General features: G+C 55.6%; 18 protein-coding genes, 1 tRNA gene and 1 pseudogene. 6 read left to right on the forward strand and 14 right to left on the reverse strand.

Going from position 1 to position 21,478, the window contains the following annotated elements; all coding sequences use genetic code 11:
- Positions 1–2 precede the first annotated feature (2 nt).
- From ACUZ9P_RS12330 to ACUZ9P_RS12345, 4 genes and pseudogenes are all read right to left on the reverse strand, one after another.
- Positions 3–1,412 (reverse strand): aldo/keto reductase, encoded by a 1,410-nt coding sequence (locus ACUZ9P_RS12330; protein ID WP_449249936.1) that lies wholly within the window; start codon positions 1,410–1,412, stop codon positions 3–5.
- Positions 1,413–1,641: 229 nt separating this feature from the next.
- Positions 1,642–2,406 carry a nickel pincer cofactor biosynthesis protein LarB gene (larB, locus tag ACUZ9P_RS12335; RefSeq protein ID WP_449249937.1) on the reverse strand — a complete coding sequence of 255 codons (765 nt, stop codon included), beginning with the start codon at positions 2,404–2,406 and terminating at the stop codon, positions 1,642–1,644.
- 120 nt (positions 2,407–2,526) lie between these two features.
- Positions 2,527–3,363 (reverse strand): annotated as a pseudogene (locus tag ACUZ9P_RS12340) (LarC family nickel insertion protein); the annotation flags it as partial.
- A 161-nt stretch (positions 3,364–3,524) separates the two neighbouring features.
- Complete coding sequence (locus ACUZ9P_RS12345) at positions 3,525–4,061, reverse strand: flavodoxin family protein (protein WP_449249938.1); 537 nt, start codon at positions 4,059–4,061, stop codon at positions 3,525–3,527.
- Between the two features lie 343 nt (positions 4,062–4,404).
- Between ACUZ9P_RS12345 and ACUZ9P_RS12350 the strand changes: the two genes are divergently transcribed.
- The 5 genes from ACUZ9P_RS12350 to ACUZ9P_RS12370 all read left to right on the forward strand — a co-directional run bounded on the left by ACUZ9P_RS12350 (position 4,405) and on the right by ACUZ9P_RS12370 (position 11,395).
- Positions 4,405–5,358, forward strand: a complete 954-nt coding sequence (locus tag ACUZ9P_RS12350) for an AraC family transcriptional regulator N-terminal domain-containing protein (RefSeq protein WP_449249939.1) — start codon at positions 4,405–4,407, stop codon at positions 5,356–5,358.
- A 234-nt stretch (positions 5,359–5,592) separates the two neighbouring features.
- On the forward strand, positions 5,593–6,585 hold the full coding sequence (locus ACUZ9P_RS12355) for a MoxR family ATPase (protein WP_449249940.1): 993 nt from the start codon (positions 5,593–5,595) through the stop codon (positions 6,583–6,585).
- A gap of 3 nt (positions 6,586–6,588) precedes the next feature.
- Positions 6,589–8,022 carry a vWA domain-containing protein gene (locus tag ACUZ9P_RS12360; RefSeq protein WP_449249941.1) on the forward strand — a complete coding sequence of 478 codons (1,434 nt, stop codon included), beginning with the start codon at positions 6,589–6,591 and terminating at the stop codon, positions 8,020–8,022.
- A gap of 73 nt (positions 8,023–8,095) precedes the next feature.
- The gene (locus ACUZ9P_RS12365; RefSeq protein ID WP_449249942.1) at positions 8,096–8,578 is read left to right on the forward strand and encodes a hypothetical protein; all 483 of its coding nucleotides are present in this window, start codon (positions 8,096–8,098) and stop codon (positions 8,576–8,578) included.
- 363 nt (positions 8,579–8,941) lie between these two features.
- Complete coding sequence (locus tag ACUZ9P_RS12370; protein WP_449249943.1) at positions 8,942–11,395, forward strand: response regulator; 2,454 nt, start codon at positions 8,942–8,944, stop codon at positions 11,393–11,395.
- Between the two features lie 614 nt (positions 11,396–12,009).
- Here ACUZ9P_RS12370 and ACUZ9P_RS12375 read toward each other — a convergent pair.
- From ACUZ9P_RS12375 to ACUZ9P_RS12420, 10 genes are all read right to left on the reverse strand, one after another.
- Complete coding sequence (locus ACUZ9P_RS12375; protein WP_449249944.1) at positions 12,010–13,029, reverse strand: hypothetical protein; 1,020 nt, start codon at positions 13,027–13,029, stop codon at positions 12,010–12,012.
- A 240-nt stretch (positions 13,030–13,269) separates the two neighbouring features.
- Positions 13,270–13,346, reverse strand: a tRNA-Arg gene (locus tag ACUZ9P_RS12380).
- A gap of 79 nt (positions 13,347–13,425) precedes the next feature.
- The gene (locus tag ACUZ9P_RS12385; RefSeq protein ID WP_245170857.1) at positions 13,426–13,902 is read right to left on the reverse strand and encodes a hypothetical protein; all 477 of its coding nucleotides are present in this window, start codon (positions 13,900–13,902) and stop codon (positions 13,426–13,428) included.
- A gap of 198 nt (positions 13,903–14,100) precedes the next feature.
- Positions 14,101–14,559, reverse strand: coding sequence for a PTS sugar transporter subunit IIB (locus ACUZ9P_RS12390; protein ID WP_209819273.1), 459 nt, complete (start codon positions 14,557–14,559; stop codon positions 14,101–14,103).
- Position 14,560: 1 nt separating this feature from the next.
- Positions 14,561–15,004: a PTS sugar transporter subunit IIA gene (locus ACUZ9P_RS12395; protein WP_022657414.1), complete on the reverse strand. Its 444-nt coding sequence runs from the start codon at positions 15,002–15,004 to the stop codon at positions 14,561–14,563.
- Between the two features lie 33 nt (positions 15,005–15,037).
- Entirely contained in the window at positions 15,038–15,988 is a 951-nt protein-coding gene (gene rapZ / locus ACUZ9P_RS12400; RefSeq protein WP_449249945.1) for an RNase adapter RapZ, read from the reverse strand.
- A gap of 184 nt (positions 15,989–16,172) precedes the next feature.
- The gene (hpf, locus tag ACUZ9P_RS12405) at positions 16,173–16,712 is read right to left on the reverse strand and encodes a ribosome hibernation-promoting factor, HPF/YfiA family (RefSeq protein ID WP_298994224.1); all 540 of its coding nucleotides are present in this window, start codon (positions 16,710–16,712) and stop codon (positions 16,173–16,175) included.
- Positions 16,713–16,748: 36 nt separating this feature from the next.
- Positions 16,749–18,173: an RNA polymerase factor sigma-54 gene (gene rpoN / locus ACUZ9P_RS12410; protein WP_449249946.1), complete on the reverse strand. Its 1,425-nt coding sequence runs from the start codon at positions 18,171–18,173 to the stop codon at positions 16,749–16,751.
- Positions 18,174–18,220: 47 nt separating this feature from the next.
- The gene (locus ACUZ9P_RS12415) at positions 18,221–18,454 is read right to left on the reverse strand and encodes a hypothetical protein (RefSeq protein WP_449249947.1); all 234 of its coding nucleotides are present in this window, start codon (positions 18,452–18,454) and stop codon (positions 18,221–18,223) included.
- 13 nt (positions 18,455–18,467) lie between these two features.
- Positions 18,468–20,111: a CTP synthase gene (locus ACUZ9P_RS12420; RefSeq protein ID WP_449249948.1), complete on the reverse strand. Its 1,644-nt coding sequence runs from the start codon at positions 20,109–20,111 to the stop codon at positions 18,468–18,470.
- 274 nt (positions 20,112–20,385) lie between these two features.
- Here ACUZ9P_RS12420 and ACUZ9P_RS12425 point away from each other — a divergent pair, with 274 nt between their 5' ends.
- A complete protein-coding gene (locus ACUZ9P_RS12425) occupies positions 20,386–21,195 on the forward strand; it encodes a phosphoribosylformylglycinamidine synthase subunit PurQ (RefSeq protein ID WP_227118514.1) in 810 nt (269 codons plus the stop codon).
- Positions 21,196–21,478 lie beyond the last annotated feature (283 nt).

The raw sequence follows: 21,478 nt of genomic DNA on the forward strand, positions 1-21,478 counted from the left end.
GGCTATCCCTGCCTTGTTCTCAGATTTTCAACAAACTTGCCCAGCCGGGCCATTTCATCCGGGATGGCGATCATCTGCGGGCAATGCGTGAGGCATTTGCCGCACCCTGTGCAGCGCGCCGCCTGCCGCAATTCGGGAACAGAACGTTCATATTCCACAAGGTAGGCGCGGCGGGCCTTTTCATAGTCAGGGTCGCGCGTTCCCTTGGGGATCAGCTCATCATCAAGGCAGCGGTTAAAATGGGCAAATACAGACGGGATATCCACGCCATAGGGGCATGGCATGCAATAGCCGCATGTGGTGCAGCGGATGTTTGACTGGGTCAGAAAAACATTCAGCGCCGCCTTAAGAACTTCCATTTCGCGTTCGGAAAGCGGCTCGTAAGGGGCCAACGCCCGCAGGTTGTCCTGAAGGTGTTCCATATAGGTCATGCCGCTCAGCATGGTGATCACGTTGGGCAAGCCCGCCACATACCTGAAAGCCCATGATGCGCCCGAGGCCTCGGGTCTTTCGGCCTGAAGGATGGCTAGCGCCTTTTTGTTCAGCCGGGCAAGCCGACCACCCAGTAGAGGCTCCATGACAATCAGCGGCAGGCCGCTTTGCTGCATTTTTTCAAACATCCACTGCGTGGGCGCAGGGTCTTTGGGAATGAACTTTGCCTGATTGGGCGCTATTTTGTATTCGTGCAGCATGTCGTGATAATTGAGCTGCACCATGGCAAAATCCCACGCGACATCACGCGAGAGCAGATATTCAAGCGTGGGCGCATTGCCGTGGAATGACCAGCCAATGTTGCGGATGCGGCCGTTCTTTTTCTCTTCAAGCAGATATTCGAGTACGCCGTTCTTTTCGTAAACGGTCTGATAGGCTTCTACAGACTGTATTGCGTGCAACAAATAGTAATCAAAGTAGTCTACCTTGCATTTTTCAAGCTGCTTTTCAAAAATTTCCCTGGCCTGCTCCCTTGTGGGCATGAGGAAGGTGGGCATTTTGTCGGCCAGATAAAAGCTCTTGCGGGGGTAGCGCTGCAAGGCCTTGCCGATGACGCTTTCTGAAACGCCGCGATGGTAGGGCCATGCCGTATCAAAATAGTTCACCCCGTGGGCAATGGCATAGTCCACCAGGGCAAAGGCCCCCTGCTCGTTCACATCCGGCCCGGTGGGGCTGTCTGCACCCGGCAGCATGGGAAAGCGCATGCAGCCAAAACCCAGCAGCGATACCTTGTCGCCATTTTTGGGATTGACGCGGCAGGTCATCTTTTCCGCAGGTGGCACAGGCTTTGGCTGCTCAAAGCTGGGCAAAAGGCGCAGCTTGTCCAGCCCGTAGAGCACCGCGCCCCCTGCAACGCCTGCCCCTGCCGCCTGCAAAAGACGGCGGCGCGATACCCCGGAAGACTTATCATTCTTGTCCATAACAGCTCCGCAGTGGAAATATGTTCAGGATATCAGCAGGCTGGCAGCCCGCTCTGTGCAATCGTACGACTGCCGTGCAGACGCCCCGGCATATATGCACGCCAAGCCCTGCGCCTGCGCGGCATATTGCCGGAAACAAAGACGCATGGCCTGACAGCACAGCGCAATCACGCTGACCAGATTTTGTGGGGGGGGGGAATATAAAGGCAATTGCCCGCTGCCGGACAGTTTAGGTTTTGCTGTTGCCCTCGCAGGCATTGATAATACGGCAGGCGGCGCAGGCAGCGCCGAACCCGTTGTCGATATTGGTTACAGTGACGCCGCTGGCGCAGGAGGTGAGCATGCCAAGCAAGGCGGACAACCCCGCAAACGATGCCCCATAGCCCACAGAGGTGGGAACCGCCACAACAGGTTGGGGCACCAGACCGCCGACCACGCTCGCCAGTGCTCCCTCCATGCCCGCAATCACAATAACGGCACGGGCGGCAAGCATCTCTGGCAAGTTGTTGATCAGGCGGTGGATGCCAGCCACGCCCACATCAGCAAGGATTTTGGCGCGCACGCCAAGCATGCGGCAGGTTTCACGGGCTTCTTCCGCCACAGGCAAGTCAGAGGTGCCCGCGGTGACAATGGCAACCTCGCCCTGCTTCCAGGCAATGGGTTTAACGACCAGCGTGAGGGTTCGCCCAAGAGAATTATATTCAGCATTGGGGCATACGGACTGCACATGGGCGGCCATTTCTGCCGAAACCCTTGTGGCCAGCACATTGCTGCGGTCGCCCACGCGGAGGAATATTTCGCCCACCTGCTCAGGGGTTTTGCCCTCGCCGTAAATGACCTCAGGAAAGCCATTGCGCGCCGGGCGCTGCAAATCAAACTTGGTGTGCCCAAGGTCAAGCACAGAACTCTCGCGCAGCAGATTCATGCCATCGGCAACAGAGAGGCTTCCGTCCCTGATATCTGTGAGCAGCTTTTCCAGTGAACCACCTGACATTTCTCTACTCCGACATGGTCGGGCTTCATTGCCCGCGATCTTTATTTGCCCCGTACAATCCCTAGCGTCAAGATTACGCCAGAGCAGGCAGAATCATCTGGCAGGGCCATCGACTGCGGCTTCGTCCGCTTCCGCAAGATGCACCCGCAGCATATTGGGCCGCTCGGTACGGCGATGCCCAATGCCGTATCCCGTGCTCAAGGTGATCATGGCCGGGGCTGCCGTGAAGGCGTCAGCCAGAGCGGCAATGATGGCCGCCCCGGTTGGGGTTGTGGCCTCATGCTCCACCCCGCCGCGAGTGGTGGGGATGCCATGAAGTATCTCGACTGTCGCCGGGGCAGGAACTGGCATCATGCCGTGCGCGCAGCGCACAAAACCGCCGCCAAGCTCCAAAGGCGAAGACCACACGGCATCAACATCAAGAGCATGAAAACAGATGGCCGCGCCCACGATGTCCACAATGGAATCCGTAGCGCCAACCTCATGAAAATGCACGTCTTCCAGAGCCTTGCCATGCACCTTGGCTTCTGCCTCGGCAATGCGGCGAAAAATACTCAGGCTCGTCTGCTTAACCGGGTCTGCCAGCGCGCTTTGCGTGATAATTGCCGCGATGTCGGCCAGATTTCTGTGCGGCAGGTGCCCGGCTTCCACGAGGCTGTGGTCATGCACGCGGTCAGGCGCACCAGTATGCGTATGTCCGTGTTCATGCCCGTGCCCGTGGATGTGTTCATGCCTATGTGTGTGCCCGAGCTGTTGGCCGTTCAAACACACATGAACCTGCATCCCCTGAATCCCGTTGCATTTTTCTGGCTGACACTGGAGCGCAAACTCGTCATCAATGGAGAGCTTTGCCAGTTCGGCCTTGAGGTAATCGGGGCTGACCCCAAGATCAATCAGGGCGGCCAGATTCATATCGCCGCTGATTCCGGCAAAACAATCATAATACAGTATCTTCATAAAGCCCCGGCAAGAGGTATGCATCTGGAAAAATAGGGACAGGCAGCCGCCGCCCGTGCGCAATATAGGTATTTTGCCCGCAACAGGGAATAGACAATACGGTTTGATTTTTGCCTATTCCTGCATGATGGCGGCGATCCGGCACACCGCATGTGCTGCCTCTACACGTTTTTGCCCAGCTCAAAAGCCTGCTCCATACTGGGAGAGCCTTTTATATCACCCTTATTCCACGCGCCAACGCCGTACACCACGCCCTTTTCCACCGATCCTTCAAGGCAGTAGGCAAAACCCCTGAAGCACTCGATGGTTCGCTCCATGTGCGACAAGTCAGTATCCGCAGCGGCAATAATGTAATACATGATCTTGTTCTTGATTTCAGTGTAACGAGCAACCGTCCTGTCCATGAGGGCTTTTATCTGCGCGCTCACAGAATAGAAATACACTGGCGAGGCCAGCACAAGAACATCAGCCTTGATCATTTTTTCCAGCATGGTTTCCATGCCGTCCTTTTGCACGCAAACACCCTCATGGCTCTGGCAATATCCACAGCCAAGACATGGAGCAATTTTATGCTCCTGCACAAAAATCTTTTCCACCCTATGACCTGCCTCCTGCGCTCCAGCCATGAACTGCTCGCACAGCAGATCAGAATTGCCGCCCTTGCGTGGGCTGCCGCAAAAAATCAGGATGTTTTTCATTACTCGCTCCATATGCTCTGCTTTGTAAGTATTTAATCCCTTGCCAGTTGCTGTTCAGACGCCGATTTTCAGCCATTCAAGCGCATCCCTGCAAACTTCAACCTGAATATTTAAACCATTACTTTAACTTTTTTGACAGGCATTTCACCGGGCAAAATGCCTTTGCGTCAGGCACGCAAACTTGCTCATATTGCCCTAGCCGCTGCTTTATTCTTTTAAGAGTCCTGACTAAAAGCGTATAGTCCGATTCTCTCAAATTATTGCCTGATTGTCCGATGATTCAAACTATTGTGTTGTTTTTATCCGTCCTCTTCTGGTAAAAAACCAGAAAGGGAGAACGACCATGCCTCAGCAAGACAAAGATAAATGCGACATGCTGAATATTCAGCGGCAGGCGCTGGCCCGCAACATTGCCCGCCAGACCGAGCAAAACCACCGTCTGGAAACGGCAGTGCCGGGGCTTGTGCTTGTGCGGTACGAAGCGCCGACCCAGCCCGCAAGCTGCATGTACGAGCCAACTATCTGCCTTGTTGCTCAGGGTGCCAAGCGCGTTATGCTGGGGGGTGAAGAATATCTGTACGATGCCAACCACTACCTGATTTCATCTGTCGGCCTGCCCGTAGTGGCAAATGTGGTGGAGGCCAGCCCGGAAGTTCCGCTTCTGGGCATGGTGCTCAAGCTTGATATGCGCATGCTGGCCCAAATGATGGTGGACAGCAATCTGCCGGTTTCACGCGCGGCAAAATCTGGGCGCGGCATGCGGGTCAGCGAGGTATGCATGCCCTTGCTCAACGCCTTTCAGCGGCTGCTTGACCTGCACAACAACCCGCAAGACATTGCCGTGCTCTCCCCGCTGATTCACAAAGAGATACTTTACCGCCTGCTGCTGGGCGAACAGGGGCATTATCTGCGCCAAATTGTGGCTGCCGGCAGCCACGGCTTCCAGATTGCGCAGGCTATTGACTGGCTCAAGAAAAACTACGTGCAGCCCTTGAAGATAGACAGCCTAGCCAGACAGATAGGCATGAGCACCTCGACCTTCCATTTGCATTTTCGCGCCATGACCAGCATGAGCCCGCTGCAATACCAAAAGTGGATGCGCCTGCACGAGGCCAGACGCCTCATGTTCATGGAGCACCTGGACGCCACCAGCGCCGCCTTTCAGGTGGGGTACGAAAGCCCCTCGCAATTCAGCCGCGAATACCGCCGCCAGTTCGGCACGCCGCCCTTGCGCGACATTAAGGGGCTGATCAGCACCCAAAGCGACTGCGCTTCCAGCAGCCACAAGACAATGTGAAGCCATCCGCACACTAAGGGCACTTTGAGTTTGCGATGCTGTGCGGTGGCAAGGCTCGCGCGGTTGCGGGGCTACCTCCCCCGCCATGCCTCTATTTCTTCGTGCTTCTCTCCCGCGCTCTGATTGATATTGACTTTCAAATTCTTTTTCTTCATCTTTCTAGTTCATCGGGTGCCTCAGACGCAAACAAAGGTAGGCTGCCCTCCTCCAATCACAGCTATTTCAGGAAGAAACATGACGCCTTCACAGGTTATTTCCGCTTTGCAGACCCTCACCAGCATTCATCAGCCCGTATTTTTGTGGGGCGCGCCGGGCGTGGGCAAAAGCCAGATAGTGTCCCAGGTCGCCGCCATGCGGGGCATGGCCCTGCGCGATATCCGCGCCGTGCTGCTTGATCCCGTTGATCTGCGAGGCTTGCCGCGCCTTACAGATGCTGGAACCGCCGTATGGTGCCCGCCAGCCTTTCTGCCCGGGCCGGGCGACCCGCCGCAAGGCATACTCTTTCTTGACGAACTCAACGCCGCCCCGCCGCTGGTACAGGCGGCCTGCTACCAGCTCATACTCGACAGAGCCATTGGCGAATACCGCCTGCCAGATGGCTGGTCCATCATAGCCGCAGGCAATCGGGAAAAGGACAAGGCCGTCTCGTACCGCATGCCTTCTGCTCTGGCTAACCGCATGGTGCATCTGGAGTTTGACGCCAGCCTTGACGACTGGCTCGCCTGGGCGCAGGGAGCGGGCATTCGCCGCGAGGTCTGCGCGTTTTTGCGTTTTCGCCCCCGGCTGCTGCACGATTTTGACCCGCAGCGCATGGAAAAAGCCTTTGCCTCGCCCCGTTCGTGGGAATTTGTTTCGCGCATACTGGAGGCCGCACCCGCCCGCGAGGTGGAGTACGAGTTGTTTCAGGGCACGGTCGGCCCCGCAGCCGCAGCGGAGTTCATGGGTTTTCTCTCTGTATGGCGCGAGCTGCCCACGGTGGATTCCATCCTGGCGCAACCGGATGCCGCAACCGTGCCGGAAGAGCCAGCCGCCCTGTACGCCACATGTGAGGCGCTGAGCCTGCGCGCGGCAGAAGACACCATGGATGCCCTCACCGCCTATGCCGAGCGCTTGCCCGCTGAATTCAGCGTACTGCTGATGCGCGACGCCGTCTGCCAGAATACGGATGTGGTGAACACCCCGGCCTTCAACCGCTGGGCAGAAAAAAACGCGGAAGTTCTGCTTTAAGCCATGCACACATTCGAGAACCAGCATCCAGACCAGCAAAAGGCAGCCCCTGCCATCACAGATGCAACCCTGGCAGCCCAGCACTGCATCACGCGCGCAAGGGCCGCTCTGGTCATGGAGCATCCCTTCTTCGGCTCTCTGGCCCTGCGCTTGCGCTACAAGGCAGACCCCTCCTGCGCGGATATGTGGACAGACGGCAAAACCCTTGGCTACAACCCGGCATTTTCCACCGCCCTTTCGCAAAAATCGCTGGTGGGGGCAATGGCGCACGAGGTTCTGCATCTGGCCTTCGGGCATCATCTGCGCCGCAAAGGCCGCGATGCAAAACTGTGGAACCGCGCTTGCGATCTGGCAATCAACCACATCTTGGTGGAGTCCGGCTTTACCCTGCCCCAGGGCTTTGCGCACAATCCGGCCTATGCGGGCATGAATGCGGATGAAATCTTTGACGCATTGGCAAGCCTGCAAGACGCCCCCACCAACAAGGGCGCGCAAAACGCGCAGGTTGCGCAGGGCGCGGAACAGACAGAAGGCGCTGGCGCAACCGCCTTTGATGGCGGCAAGCAGACAGAGCAACCAGAGCAGCCCACCCCGCCGCAAGGCGCGCAAAACAACAAGCAGCAAAAGGACGCAGACGCCGACCCGCAATCCGCCGCTGGCAACAAGGCCGCAGCCAAGCGCGAAAAAGGTCGCCCGGAGCAATCAGAGGGCACAACCAGCTTCACCGGCGAGGTGCAGGATCACCCCGATGCGCAGGGCATGCAGAACGATCAGGCCCTCAAGGCCGCCGAGCAGGAGGCGGATATAGCCATGATGCAGGCCATGCAGCGCGCCCGCAACATGGGCAGCATGCCCGCAGGTCTGGCCCGGCAGCTTGACCGGGCGTGGCGGCCCAAGCTGGACTGGCGCACGCTTTTACAGCGCTTTTTGGAGCAGTGCGCGCAAAACGACTATTCGTGGACAACGCCCAACCGCCGCTATCTGTACCAGAACATCTACCTGCCTGCCCGGCGGGAGGCCCGCCTGCCCCATGTGGCGCTGGCTGTGGACTGCTCCGGTTCTGTGGACGAGCAGGCGCTGGCCATGTTCTGCGCAGAGCTTGCAACCGTGCTTGAGGCCTACGACACCACGCTCACGGTGCTGTTTCACGACACCAAGGTGCAGAAAACCCTCACGCTTACGCGCATGGACATGCCCGCCAGCCTAGCGCCCGTGGGCGGCGGCGGTACGGATTACCGCCCTGTGTGCGCGCATATTGAAGACGAGCGGCTGGCCCCTACCTGCCTGATCTGGTTTACCGATCTGGAGTGCGACCGCTACCCCGCCGAGCCGGAATATCCTGTGCTGTGGATTTGCAGCGCGCCGCACGAGCAGCAGCCGCCATTCGGCCAGGTGATATGCCTGACGGAACCCGCAGCCGCGCAGGTCACGGCCTGAACAGACCGCCTGAATCAGGTGCCTTAATTGATGCCAGCCCCCAAGCAACACCCCAGCCCCACACGAGGTCGCCATGCATATTGAATGGAAAATCACCAAAAAACGCGGCTACCTGCGGCCCATTCTGCAATATTCTGTGCATCTTGAAGAACACGAAAAAGCTCTGGCCCTGCCCATAGTAAGCATAGTTTCAACCATTCCGCAGCCGGAAGAAGAACGGCAGGATTACTGCTATCCCGGCCTGTTCGAGCGGGCGCAGGGTTACACCCCCACCCGTTTTCACACTCTTGAGGCCCCATCGCACAAGGGGCACTCGTGGACGCGCAGCCTCACCCTGCCCTGGCGCGAAACCAACGAATACCCGGAAGTGGATGAATCGTTTCAACACCTGCGCGCCGCCCTGGAAGCAGAAATTGAAAAGGCAGACAACAGCCAGCCCATGAGCGTGAGCGGCAGTGTGCAAACTTCTGCCGCCGCCAAGGTAATGCTTGCCCCCAACCTGCTTGCCGAGCGCTTTTTGCGCCTTGCCGCCGGGGCCCAAGCCTCCGGCCAATAAATATAATGATGTGTTGCGGCAGATATGTGAACATGGACATGCTTTTAATTAGCAGCCTAACAATAAAAAATGGCTTATATCTCGCACACAAAATTCATCACGCATCTATCAGCATAAAATATATGATTTTTTAAATATTGAAATAAACTCATAACATATGAGTATTATTTTGACATAATCATCATACAACTGTATGTTCATAAAAATTCTGATTCATACAGACATTACAAGTTATCTTCCACATCATAATTTGTTGCTTGTCTGTTTTTCATGACTCATCTTCATGCATCATTAGATACGATGATATCCCAAGACCACAGGCCTGAGACTGATAACGTGCCATAGACTCACTGAGAGGCTGCGATGCGCATCAAGTACAAGGTTTGGTGCCTTACCGCTGCAATTATCAGCATAATCGTTTGTGCTGATATCTATTTTGGTTATCGCGAAATTGAGTCTTCCATCCGCACAGAATTGCTGCGTGATGCAGAGGACTTTCGCGCCATTATCATGTCCACCCGCAGTGTTTATCAAAAACAGTTCATTGATAGCGGCCTGCCCGTAACCGATGCCACCATCGGCTTTTTGCCTGCGCATGGGCTCGCCAGGATTTCAATAGAATTCCATAACTGGAGTACCAGCGGGCTCAGGTTCAGCAATGTGTCTGACAGGCCGCGCAATCCCGCCAATATGGCAAATCCTCTTGAGCTTGACGCCCTGGCATGGTTCCGGGCCAACCCTTCCGCCAAAAGCCGGATGGTTGAAGTGAAAGAGAACGGCCTTTCCTTCTATCACTATACCAGCCCCATCAAGGTTGAAGAATACTGCCTGCGATGTCATGGCAAACGAGAAGACGCGCCGCAGCCCATTGCTGCGGCCTATGCTGATTCATACGACTACAATGTTGGCGATCTCCGTGGGATTTTGAGCATTTTCTTGCCGTCAGAAGAACTACGTCGCCAGTATTATTCTGAATGGATATTCCAGATTGTGATGCACATTCTGGGATATCTTGTACTTTTGCTTGCACTTGGCTGCCTGCTCAACAAATACGTTGTTGCCCGTTTGGCGCGGTTGGAAGAAAGCACCCAAAAGCTCGCCGCAGGCGATTACAGCGCGCGGGCCGACACAATGGGCAAGGATGAAATTGACGATCTGGCCGAATGCATCAACAGGATGGGCGCTGAAATCCAGAAGCGCGAGCAAACCCTGCGCGAGAATGAGGAGCGCTTCCGCCTGACCACAAACAGCATCAAGGACGCGCTGATTCTGCTGGGTTGCTCTGGGCGCATCATCTTTTGGAACAGGGCGGCAGAGACTATTTTTGGCTACACGGCAGAGGAGGTTATGGGGCGGGTTTTACACGAATTTTTGGTGCCGCCCCGCTACCGAGATAATATGGCCGAGGGCCTGAAAGAATTTTGCCGCAGTGGTCAGGGATTATTTTTGGGTTCTGGCATGGAGCTGACTGCCCTGCGCAAGAATGGGCAGGAATTTGCCATTGAGCTTGCGCTGTCTACCATGAACATGCAGGGCAAGTGGGTGGCTATCGGGTTGGTTAAGGATATTACGGAGCGCAAGCAGGTTGAGGCCGAGCTTGCGGCCCACCGTGAACGGCTGGAGGGGCTGGTGGAATCGCGCACCCAGGATCTGATTATTGCCAAAAACGCCGCAGAGGCTGGCAGTGTTGCCAAGAGCGCCTTCCTCGCCAACATGAGCCACGAAATTCGCACGCCCCTGAACGCCATCACGGGCATGATCCATATTTTGCGCAAATCGGGCCTCACGCCCAATCAGGTGGAAAAGCTCACCAAGATCGAGATCGCCAGCAGTCACTTGCTGGAAATCATCAACAATGTACTGGAATTATCAAAAATTGAAGCCGGAAAATTCGTGCTGCAACATGTTCCCGTGCATATTCCAACCCTGCTTGAGAACATCACTTCCATTCTGGGCCAGAAAGCGCAGGAAAAAGGCATTGAGCTGCTTATGGATGCCGCGCCAGAGACCTGCCCCGTTTATGGCGACGACAGCCGGTTGCAGCAGGCCCTGCTCAACCTCGCCACCAATGCGCTCAAGTTTACGGATCACGGCTATGTTAAGGTATCCGTGCGGCCGGAATCGCAGACAGACAGCACCGTGACATACCGCTTTGAGGTGGAAGATACAGGCATCGGCATCAGCCCGGAGATGCAACCGCGCCTTTTCAGCGCATTTGAACAGGCGGATAACTCCATGAGCCGCAAATACGGCGGCACGGGCCTTGGCCTTGCCATCACCAAAAAAATTGCGGAACTCATGGGCGGCAAGGCGGGGATGACCAGCGTGGAGGGCAAGGGCAGCACGTTCTGGTTCACTGCCGTGCTGCGTAAGGACGCGCCCACACACAACGAGCCGACCAGAGTCAGCGCTGAGGAAGCAGAACGCACCATCCGGCAAAAGCTTGGCAGCAAGCGCATTCTGCTGGTGGAAGACGAGCCTATCAACCGCGAGATCGCACAAGCCCTGCTGGAAGACGTGGGCTTTATCGTCGATCTGGCAGAGGATGGAGGCAAGGCTATTGAGCGGGTGCAGGCCGCTACCTATGATCTGATTCTTATGGATATGCAGATGCCGCACATCAACGGCCTGGAAGCCACCCGGCAGATACGGCTGCTGCCGGTGGGGGCTACCATCCCCATTATCGCCATGACTGCCAACGCCTTTGCCGAAGACCGCGAACTGTGCATCGAGGCTGGCATGAACGACTTTATCGCCAAGCCCGTTTCAGTGTCGCTGCTCTACCAGAAGCTCTGCGCGTGGTTGCAGAAGAGGTGAGGGGGGAAGCACTGGGGCAGAATGAGGAAGGCTGGAGCCAAAGACAAAGACAGGGTTCGCCACGAAGCCCCAAAAAAGACAAAAACGCCACCCGCAGAAAAACCTTTTCCGCAAACAGTTTTTCTTACCTACCACTTAAATTTCGATTCTAAGCGTATGTTTTTCTAGCCCCTAATGGTCCGACTTTTAAATTCTAAACGCTTACATTCAAAATATGGGCCGTTTTTCGTGTGCATTCTCCCGGCCCCAGCCTTCCTTCCCTCCACCCCTAGTGCGTCTACACACCCACTACGCGCCTGGGTACCCGGCGGGCAAAGCCCGTAAGGGTAGGCGCGCGTTTTCATCATGAAAGTCTTTCCCATTACCGCTTCTTCTCCCACAAAGCCCCGTTCGTGTAGATTCTTCTGCATACGTTTTGCCGAATTGAATGGTAACAGTTACCCAGATTGTCTTACACAATTTGATCTAATCGAGACCATTGCCGGACATTTCGTTTCCTAGTTACCCCGATTGTCTTACACAATTTGCCGAAATCAATATGAACGGGATTGCCCGCAGCTTCACTGCTCGTTTCAAAAATCAATAGGATTACCCTTTGAACATTTTGTCATGTGTCATCCAAAAGGGACAAGGTTGCCATTCAAAAATGTTCCGTAGCTAAACCTGACGTGTGGAAATTTGCGCCGCTCAGGTGGCAACTCAATTGCATAAACCTGAAGTCCACCAACTTGTTTTACATTTCGGGCACACAAGAACACAATCATATACTCTACAACGCTGACCAATATTTCAATTGTATCAATAAAAAAACGACCAACTGGACACGCCTCCATCGGTGTTTTGGGATGCACTACCTCGATCGTCGGTGGAACTAGAACGTTGTTTGTGTCTAGTTTAAAATCCAAGACAACTAATCTTTGCTCTAGGCGGGGATGTTCGGCACAGTTTCTGGCGTTTCTGATATGTTTAAAAAAATCGGTTGCCTCAGCAAGGAACTGAGCAAAGTTATCAAAATCTTGCGGGCCAGCGTCAACTTTGGCCTTCAATCCATCCCAAAAACCCGTTTTTACATCTGAAAAGAAGAGCTGCGCAATCTTGAATAACTCACGCTGCGCATGATCCATACGCTGAAGAAATTCGTTACAAGTTGCTTCAACGTTGCTGATAGATGGCAGCACAAACGAATGATCAAGACCGATTTTTGGGTTAACTGACTGCTGAGCCTCCGCCTCTTGCTGTAAATACCTCTGAAGTATTGCCTTAGCTCCAGCGATGTCCTGAGCCACTCCCAGTAAAAAATTGAAGGCATTGCGACCAATTTCCTGATCGAAGCATGAACTTAAGAAAAAAACACGAGCAGTCAAAACAACCGCACCTACCCAGGCATCCTGAGCGCCAAAAGGTAATAATCTTTGAAGTGTATTTGGCACTGACGGATTTGTTCGTTTGGGATCTGTTTGGTCGGCAAGAAAAATTTCATAAATCCCCCTGTCCTTCACTACAAAAAGCCTTTCCTCTATCGAAATCATGTCTCGGATAGGCGAGTCGTCATCCGGCGGGGTAATTGTAATTGAGCAGCTACCTTCCCGCAGCCGATCAATATGGCGTGGTCTTTCCGGTGAGGCGTTTTTCATCGAAGGGTGGCTCCTACTTCACAAGCATATGCTATATAGCTAAGCAGCACTCTACACCGTAGTGAAGATATCCGATGCCAAGTGAGATTTTTTAGAAAGTATCTGCGAATTTACCTTATTTTTCAACAAAAAAGCCTGTAATATATGATTGATTTGAAGCACGTTTTCACTAGGTGTGGGGCTAGTGTGGGGCAAAAGAAAAAGGGCTTACGGAGTGTTTCCGCAAACCCTTGATTTCATTGGTGCGCCCGACAGGAATCGAACCTGTGGCCTACAACTTAGGAGGTTGTCGCTCTATCCAACTGAGCTACGAGCGCAATCCGGATTTTGTAGTGATTCTTTAGGGTCATGTCAAGCTGAGCATGGCGCAGCGGCTCTTACAGCCCAACTCCCCCGCTAGTTGCCGCCCCAAATGAGCAGGGCCAGCGCGCCCAGCGTGCCCACAAGCACGGCATAGGCCTGCCGTGTGCGCAGCGACAGCACCGCCCCAAGCAGAGCCGCCACATACAGGGCCGACCACGTCACCGCCCGCAGGGCCGGTATGGCATGATGCGCAGAAAGCACCGCCAGCAGCATATAAATCAGCCCAAAGCACGCAATATACAGTGCCGCCTGCCACAAGGCGCGGCACAACCCGGCCCGCAGAATGACGCGCCCCGGCGATGCTTCCCCGCTGCCGCTCCCCCACGCCACCACGGCGTCCACCATCGGGTTCAGGCTGATGCGCTGGCGCTGTTCACACCAGCTCGCCGTGTAGGCCGCCATCATGGCAAGTATGAGCGGTAAAAGCGCCATACCGGGCTGATCCAGCCCAAACTGTCTGCACAGGGGAAACACCAGCAGAAAGCTCAGGCTGCCATACGGCGGCACCACGCTGCCAAGTTCCAGCGCGTCAAGCCAGAGCAGTTCGATGATTATGCCAAGGGGGAGAGCCAGCGACCAGTCGCCGGTAAAAAAGCCCGCGAACAGGGCCAGACAGATGGGGCGGTCTACAAGGCCAACGATGCAGGTTGAACGCGCAGCGCCAGCCAGGGCAAAAAAAAAGCGTAGGGAGCCCCAGCAGCGAATAAATCAGAAAAGTTGATCATTGGGGCCTCGAACTGTCTCTGTGGGAACGCAGCGAAAATCAAGCTGCACAAGATGATCCTGTATAACGTGCAGGTCTTCCCTGTCCTGTGCAGAAAGGGCCACATGGGGCAGCACCTGTAGCTTGTCCGGCGCGTAGTGCAGGTTGCCCATGTTCAGCACCAGCATGAGGATGCCCGCGTCACAGGCGCGCCGCGCATCCTGACAATTGGCAAACAGCACAAAACAGTCATCTCCGCATGAATTGAGCGTGGCCGCCAGTTCCTTTACGCTGATGAAGTGGGTCATCACGCGCTGCGGCACTGCCAGTTCAATTATCTGCTGCCGCATTATGTCGTCCGCAAGTTCGTCGTTGGCTACCACCAGATGCCGCGCCCCTGTGTAGGGTAACCAGGCTTCGATGACCTGGCCGTGAACCAGGCGATTGTCCACGCGAAACCACATACTAGCTATCGGCTTTGTCACGGGCTTTGTTGCGCAGCATGCTGCCCGCAACCACAATACCTTTTGCCCCTGCCTCGCCAGCGATGCGGGCAACTTCTTCAAGCTCCTTGTCGCGCGAGGTAAAGACCTTGAGCAGCATGGGCAGGTTCACGCCAGTAACAACCTCGACCTTGTGGGTTGCCAGCAGCGAAAGCGCAAGATTGGTGGGCGTGCCGCCAAACATATCCGTAAGAATAATGACGCCCGCGCCCTTGTCGAGCCGCTGGGTTGCGTCCGTAAGACGGCGAACGGTTTCGGAAACCTCGTGCGCCACGTCAACACTGATGGAGCTGCAATCGCTCTGCTGCCCGAGTATGAATTCGGCGGTGCGCAGCATGGCCGAACCATAGTCGGCATGCGAAACCAGAATGATTCCAACCTGAGTCTTCTTGTTTTCGTCCGTCATGACAACCTCACGCAACAGAACGTGCCAGCTTTTTTAGCCAAGTTCAAGGTGCCGATGCTCCAGAAAAGCCGGATAATCAGCCTGCCGCAGCGCCTGTAAAATTTCTTCGGCCATTGCCACCGAGCGGTGGCGGCCGCCGGTACAGCCCACGGCCACTGTTATGCGATAGCGGCCTTCGGCCTCCATGAGCGGCAGCATAAAAAACAGCAGGTCAACCAGCTTGTCGCGGTATTCTCGGGCATGGGGAGAGTTGAACACATAGTCGGCAACGGGTTTGTCCTTGCCGCTCATGGGCCGCAGCTCGTCCACAAAATAGGGGTTTGCCAAAAAACGCAGGTCAAAAACCAGATCAGCCTCGCGCGGCACACCATATTTGAAGCCGAAAGAAATCACGTTGACCCTGATGGCCCGCAGCTTGCCTTTGTTGCCGCTCCAGCGCTTCTGGATGGCGCGCCGCAGGTCGTGGATGGAAAAACGCGAGGTGTCGATGACCAGATCAGCCATTTCACGCAGAGGGCGCAGGCTGCTGCGCTCTGCCAGCAGCGCCGCTTCAAGGCCCATGCCCTCGCGCTCCAGCGGATGCGGGCGGCGGGTCGAGGCATAGCGGCGAATGAGTTCCTGATTGTTGGCCTCAAGAAAAAGCAGCATGGGGCGGATGTTTTTGCCCGCGAGCATGCTCAGGCAGTCGTTGATGTCTTCCACAAAATTGCTCTGGCGCAGATCCATGCCCAAGGCAATGCCCTTGAAGTGGCTCATGGAGGGGCGGGACATCATGTCCACCATTTCCATGACAAGGCTCACGGGCAGCCCATCGACCACAAAGTGGCCCATGTCTTCAAAAACCTTGAGCGCCGTGCTTTTGCCCGCGCCGGAAAGGCCCGTGACAATGCACACCTGCACGTCCACGCCGGGAACGGGCGCGTCCGCATCAGGCTTTGCGTCAGGGGTGGAATCTGTGGGGGGTATCTGCGCGGAATCCTTCATGACATTCGCCTCTTCGGGGTCAGATCGCCGTTTGCAGCCGGGGTTATGCGCCACAGGCTTCTGACGGACGTTGCCAAATCCGCGCCGCGCTCAAGCCCGTGTGAAGGCCATTGCGCGGCAACCGGCAGGGGGGTGCGCCTGAACGGGGGCGAGCCGTTGCCAGCCCGCCCCCCATTATGAACATTTACAACACGGGGTCAATGAGGGCATAGCCGTTCACCTTGGTGCGGTATACCACATTGATGCGGTTGTTTTCTGCATTAAAGAACACCAGAAACTCGCTGCCGATGGAATCAAGCTGCATGAGCGCTTCATCCAGATGCAGGGGCTTGGTGGCGAGGCGGTCGGTGCCGTCAACGGGCTGCTGCACGTCGGCTTCGGCATCGAGGTTGTAAGTAAACACGTCCACATCCGTATTGCGGGCGTGCCGCCGCTGGGCCTTTACGCGGGCCACCTGGCGCTTGATCTGCGATTCAACCTTGTCTGTCACAAGGTCAATGGCGGCGTACATGTCCGAAGTCTGCTCCGTGGCGTTGATATGCAGGCCCTCGCCCGTAACGGTCACTTCGCAGCGATGACGGAACTTGTCGACTGTCAGCACAACGGCAACGTCAAGGCCAGAGGCCTTGCCAAAAAACCGTCCCAGCTTTTCCATGCGGCGACGGGCATACTTCTTCAGATGTTCGGAGGCTTCAAAATTCTTGAAAGCAAATGAGATGTTCATAAGTTCCTCCTAAGTATTGAGCCACTCGACGGGGAATCAGAAATGCTCCTTGCGCCTTGACGAAGATGGAATATCAAGCGCCGTGCGGTATTTTGCCACCGTGCGCCGCGCAATATTGACCTTGAGACGCTCCTTGAGCATTTCGCCGATACGCTCATCGCTGAGGGGGGATCGGGTATCTTCCTCAGAGATGAATTTCTTGATCAGAGCCTTGACGCTTTCTGAGCCTACCTGACTTCCGTCATCGAGTTCAAGGCCGCTGTTAAAGAAAAACTTCAATTCAAAGATGCCGTGGGGCGTTGCCACATACTTGTTGGTGGTAATGCGGCTCACCGTTGATTCGTGCATGCTGATGTCGTCTGCAATGTCTTTGAGAATGAGCGGCGCGAGCTTGGTCACGCCGTCTTCAAAAAACGGCTGCTGATGGCGCACAATGCTTTCCATAACCTTGTAAAGCGTGCGCTGGCGCTGATACAGGCTCTTGATAAGCCATGAGGCGGAGCGGATCTTTTCGGAACAGTAGTCCTTTTCCTTCTCCGAGCCGCCTATGTTCATCTGGCTCATGGCCGAAAGCTGCAACTGGGGCAGGCCGTCATCGTTGAGCAAAATCACAAATTCGCTGCCCATCTTGTACACAAATACATCGGGGCTTACATAAGTTGGCTCACCGCCGCCAAAACTTGCGCCGGGCAATGGGTCAAGGCTCTGGATGATATCCAGATATTCCTTGAGCTCTTCCATATCGAGCTTGAACTTTCGCAGCAGGGGCTTGTAGCGCTTGGCCTCAAGGTCTTCAAGGTGGGATTCCACCAGCTCCACAAGGATGGGATCGCGGGCGTAATTAAGGTTCTTGATCTGCACCATCAGGCATTCGCGCGCATCACGCGCGGCAACGCCGATGGGGTCAAAAAGCTGCACCCTTTCAAGCACGGGCAGCACGGCCTCGGGCGCAACCTCAGCCATTTCGGCCACTTCTTCAATGGTGGCTTGCAGATACCCGGCTGAGGAGAGATTGCCGATAATGACCTCGCCAATGGCCTTCTGCTCTTCTGTCAGCGAAGAAAGGCGCAACTGCCAGAACAGATGTCCCTCAAGGGTGGGCTTGGCCGCATAGCGGGCTTCAAGAGGCGAAATTTCTTCGGCAAGTTCATATTCGCGCGACTGCGAAAGGCGGGGGGTGCTGGCAAACTCACCGAGGTAATCTTCCCAGTCGGCGTCCTTGGCCAGTTCCCTGTCGTATACTTCCTCCTTGGGCGCTTCGCGGCTTTCCTCGTGCTGCTCCTGGGAGGCATCGTCAGTAAGTGAAGATTCTTCGAGAAAGGGGTTTTCAAGCAGTTCCTGCTGCACAGTTTCCAGAAGTTCCACGCGTGAGAGTTGCAACAGCTTGATTGCCTGCTGCAATTGCGGGGTCATTACCAGTTGCTGTGACAGCTTGAGTTGCTGCCGTAGTTCCAGTGCCATGTGTGCTCTTTTGCCTTAACTAGCCATAGGACTATAGAATTATCTGTTTACAAGTACTGTGCCACATCTGCAAAAATTATGCAATAGCTAACAGTTGCAAGATCAGGTTCACGGCATCCCCAGCCTGCGGCAGGGGCTGCCAGCGCAAAAAACCTGATTTGGCGCAGTTTTTGCGCCGTTGAAATAATCTGCGCACAAAAAAAGAGGAAGGCAATGCCCTCCCCTTTTTGCGCGATTTTGCGATACCCAAGCTTGGTGAAAACCAACAAGCCTCGCTGCATTAACGCTGCGAAATTACACCTTGGCGAACTTTTTCGCCGCTCCGATAAATTCGCGGAACAGCGGATGCGCGTTCATGGGCCGGGACTTGAATTCGGGGTGGAACTGGCAGCCAAGGAACCAGGGATGGTTCTTCAGCTCTATGATTTCCACAAGCGAATCGTCAGGGGCGGTGCCGCTGAAAACCATGCCCTTTTCGCCCAGCATTTCCTTGAAGGCATTGTTGAATTCGTAGCGGTGGCGGTGACGTTCATCAACCATGCCCTTCTTGTAGGCCACAAAGGCCTTGGTATCGGGCTGCACCTTGCAGGGGTAGGAGCCAAGGCGCATGGTGCCGCCCTTGTCGCTGCCCGCGTCACGTTTTTCAACGTTCTTGGTGCGGAAGTCGAACCACTCGGTCATAAGGTAGATAACCTTGTGATCAGAAAGCGGGTTGAATTCTTCCGAGTTGGCATCGTCAAGGCTTGCCACGTGGCGGGCAAATTCGATAACCGCGCACTGCATGCCAAGGCAGATGCCGAAGAAGGGAATGTTGTTTTCACGCGCATAGCGGATGGCGGCAATCTTGCCTTCCACGCCGCGATAGCCAAAGCCGCCGGGCACAAGAATGCCATGACAGCCCTTGAAGGATTCCACGCAGTTGCTTTCGTCCACATTCTCGGAATTGACGTAGCGCAGTTCCACCTCAACACGGTTGGCAACGCCGCCGTGAATGAGGGCTTCGTGCAGGCTCTTGTAAGCTTCCTTGAGGTCAACGTACTTGCCCACAATGGCAATGGTGACCTTGCCCTTGGGGTTGGCGCAGTCGCTTACGAGCTTTTCCCAGGCTTCAAGGTGGGCATTGCGCGCGGGCAGGCGCAGCATGATGGCCACCTTCTGGTCAAAGCCTTCCTCATAGAACTTGAGCGGCACTTCATAAATATTGTTCACGTCCACCGAAGAGAACACGGCGTCCTGATCCACATTGCAGAACAGGGCGATCTTGCGGCGCAGTTCTTCGGGGATGCTCTGCTCGCAGCGGCACAGAATAATGTCGGGCTGAATGCCGATGGAGAGCAGTTCCTTGACGCTGTGCTGGGTGGGCTTGGTTTTGTGCTCGCCAGCGCTGCGCAGGTAGGGCACCAGGGTAAGGTGAATGTTCAGGCAGTTGTCGCGTCCAAGGTCGGAACGCAACTGGCGGATGGCCTCAAGAAAGGGCAGACCTTCGATGTCGCCCACGGTGCCGCCGATTTCGATAATGGCGACATCGGGCGCGTCTTCGCCTTCTGAAAGGGAGAGCACCACGCTCTTGATTTCATCAGTAATGTGCGGGATCACCTGCACCGTGGCACCCAGGTAATCGCCGTGACGTTCCTTGGCGATAACGTGGTTGTAAATGGCGCCGGAAGTGGTGTTGTTCTTCCGCGACATGGGCACGTTGAGGTAACGTTCGTAGTGCCCGAGATCCAGATCCGTTTCCGCGCCGTCATCGGTAACAAATACTTCGCCGTGCTGGAACGGGTTCATGGTGCCGGGGTCAACATTGATGTAAGGATCAAGCTTCTGGATGGTTACCGTAAGCCCGCGCGTTTGCAGCAGCGCGCCCAAAGACGCAGCCGCGAGGCCCTTGCCTAACGACGACAGAACGCCGCCCGTCACAAAAATGTATTTAGTTTTCATGCACTTCCACCTGTACTTGGGTATGTTGAATAGTTCAACCAAACAGTCTTAACCCAAATTGAATTTTTTGGCTAGCATTGACTAAGTAAAACAAGCTAAGTAATGTGTTATTCCCTTTTCAGCGTGCGTGCCCACCACAAGCGGCCCGTGCGCCGGTCATCTGTTGTGCCCGGCGCGGGTCAGCCAAGGTTTCCAAGGCAAAAGCACGTCCGGCGCACACCGCAAGGCATGGCCGGGATTATCCGCGTTGCAAAGCCAAGGAGGCTTCCCCCGCATGGGTACGGTCAACACACTGGTCATCACCGGCTACGGTACAAATTCGCACATGGAAACAGCCCACACGGCCCGTCTGGCCGGTGCCGACAAGGCCGATGTGGTGCATTTTTCCGATCTGGTGGCGGCCAAGGTTCGCCTTGCCGACTATCACTTTTTGATTTTCCCCGGCGGGTTTCTGGATGGCGACGATCTCGGCGCGGCCCAGGCTGCGGCCATGCGCTGGCGTTACCTCAAGGACGACGCGGGCGCGGCCCTGTTGCAGAGCTTGCGCGAGTTTTTGGATGAGGGCAAGCTGATTTTGGGCATCTGCAACGGTTTCCAGTTGCTGGTCAAACTAGGTGTGCTGCCTGCCCTTGGCGGCCAGCGCTTTGAGCGCCAGGTTTCGCTGGGCAACAACGATTCCGCCCGGTTTGAAGACCGCTGGGTGCACCTGCTCCCCAATGCGGCAAGCCCCTGCGTGTTCACTAAAAACCTGCCCCTGCTCTCCATGCCCGTGCGCCACGGCGAAGGCAAGCTCGTTGCCCGCGATGCGGATTGCCTACGCCGCCTGGAGGAAGAAAACCTCATCGCCCTGCAATATGCTGACCCCGCAACGGGCAAGCCTACGCAGGAATATCCGCTCAACCCCAACGGCTCCACTCTTGCCATTGCGGGCCTGACAGATCCCACGGGCCGGGTGCTCGGCCTTATGCCCCACCCCGAGGCATTCCACCACGTGACCAACCACCCCGGCTGGACGCGCGGCGAGCTGGATGCCCCCGGTACGCTCATTTTTGTGAATGCCGTGCGCTACCTGCGCGGTCAATAGAGAGATACAGCTGAGCCTGATGCCGACAAACATTATATAATGCTCTGCACAGTCCGGCTCACTTTGTCGCCATGATTATTTGGGGAGGCTTTACTAAGCCTCCCCTTTCTGTATACATTTTGCGACACGGCGCGGCCTTGCGGCAGGCAGCTCGTGCGCAATGTTTATTGACAAAGCACACGGGCTTCGATAGATTCTTTGATTCCGAAGAGCTGAACCCCCTTTGGATTTTCCTGCGCGCACGCGTCAGACAAGGTGCGAAACAACATTGCCACAACACGTT

Source organism: Desulfovibrio intestinivivus, assembly GCF_053570665.1.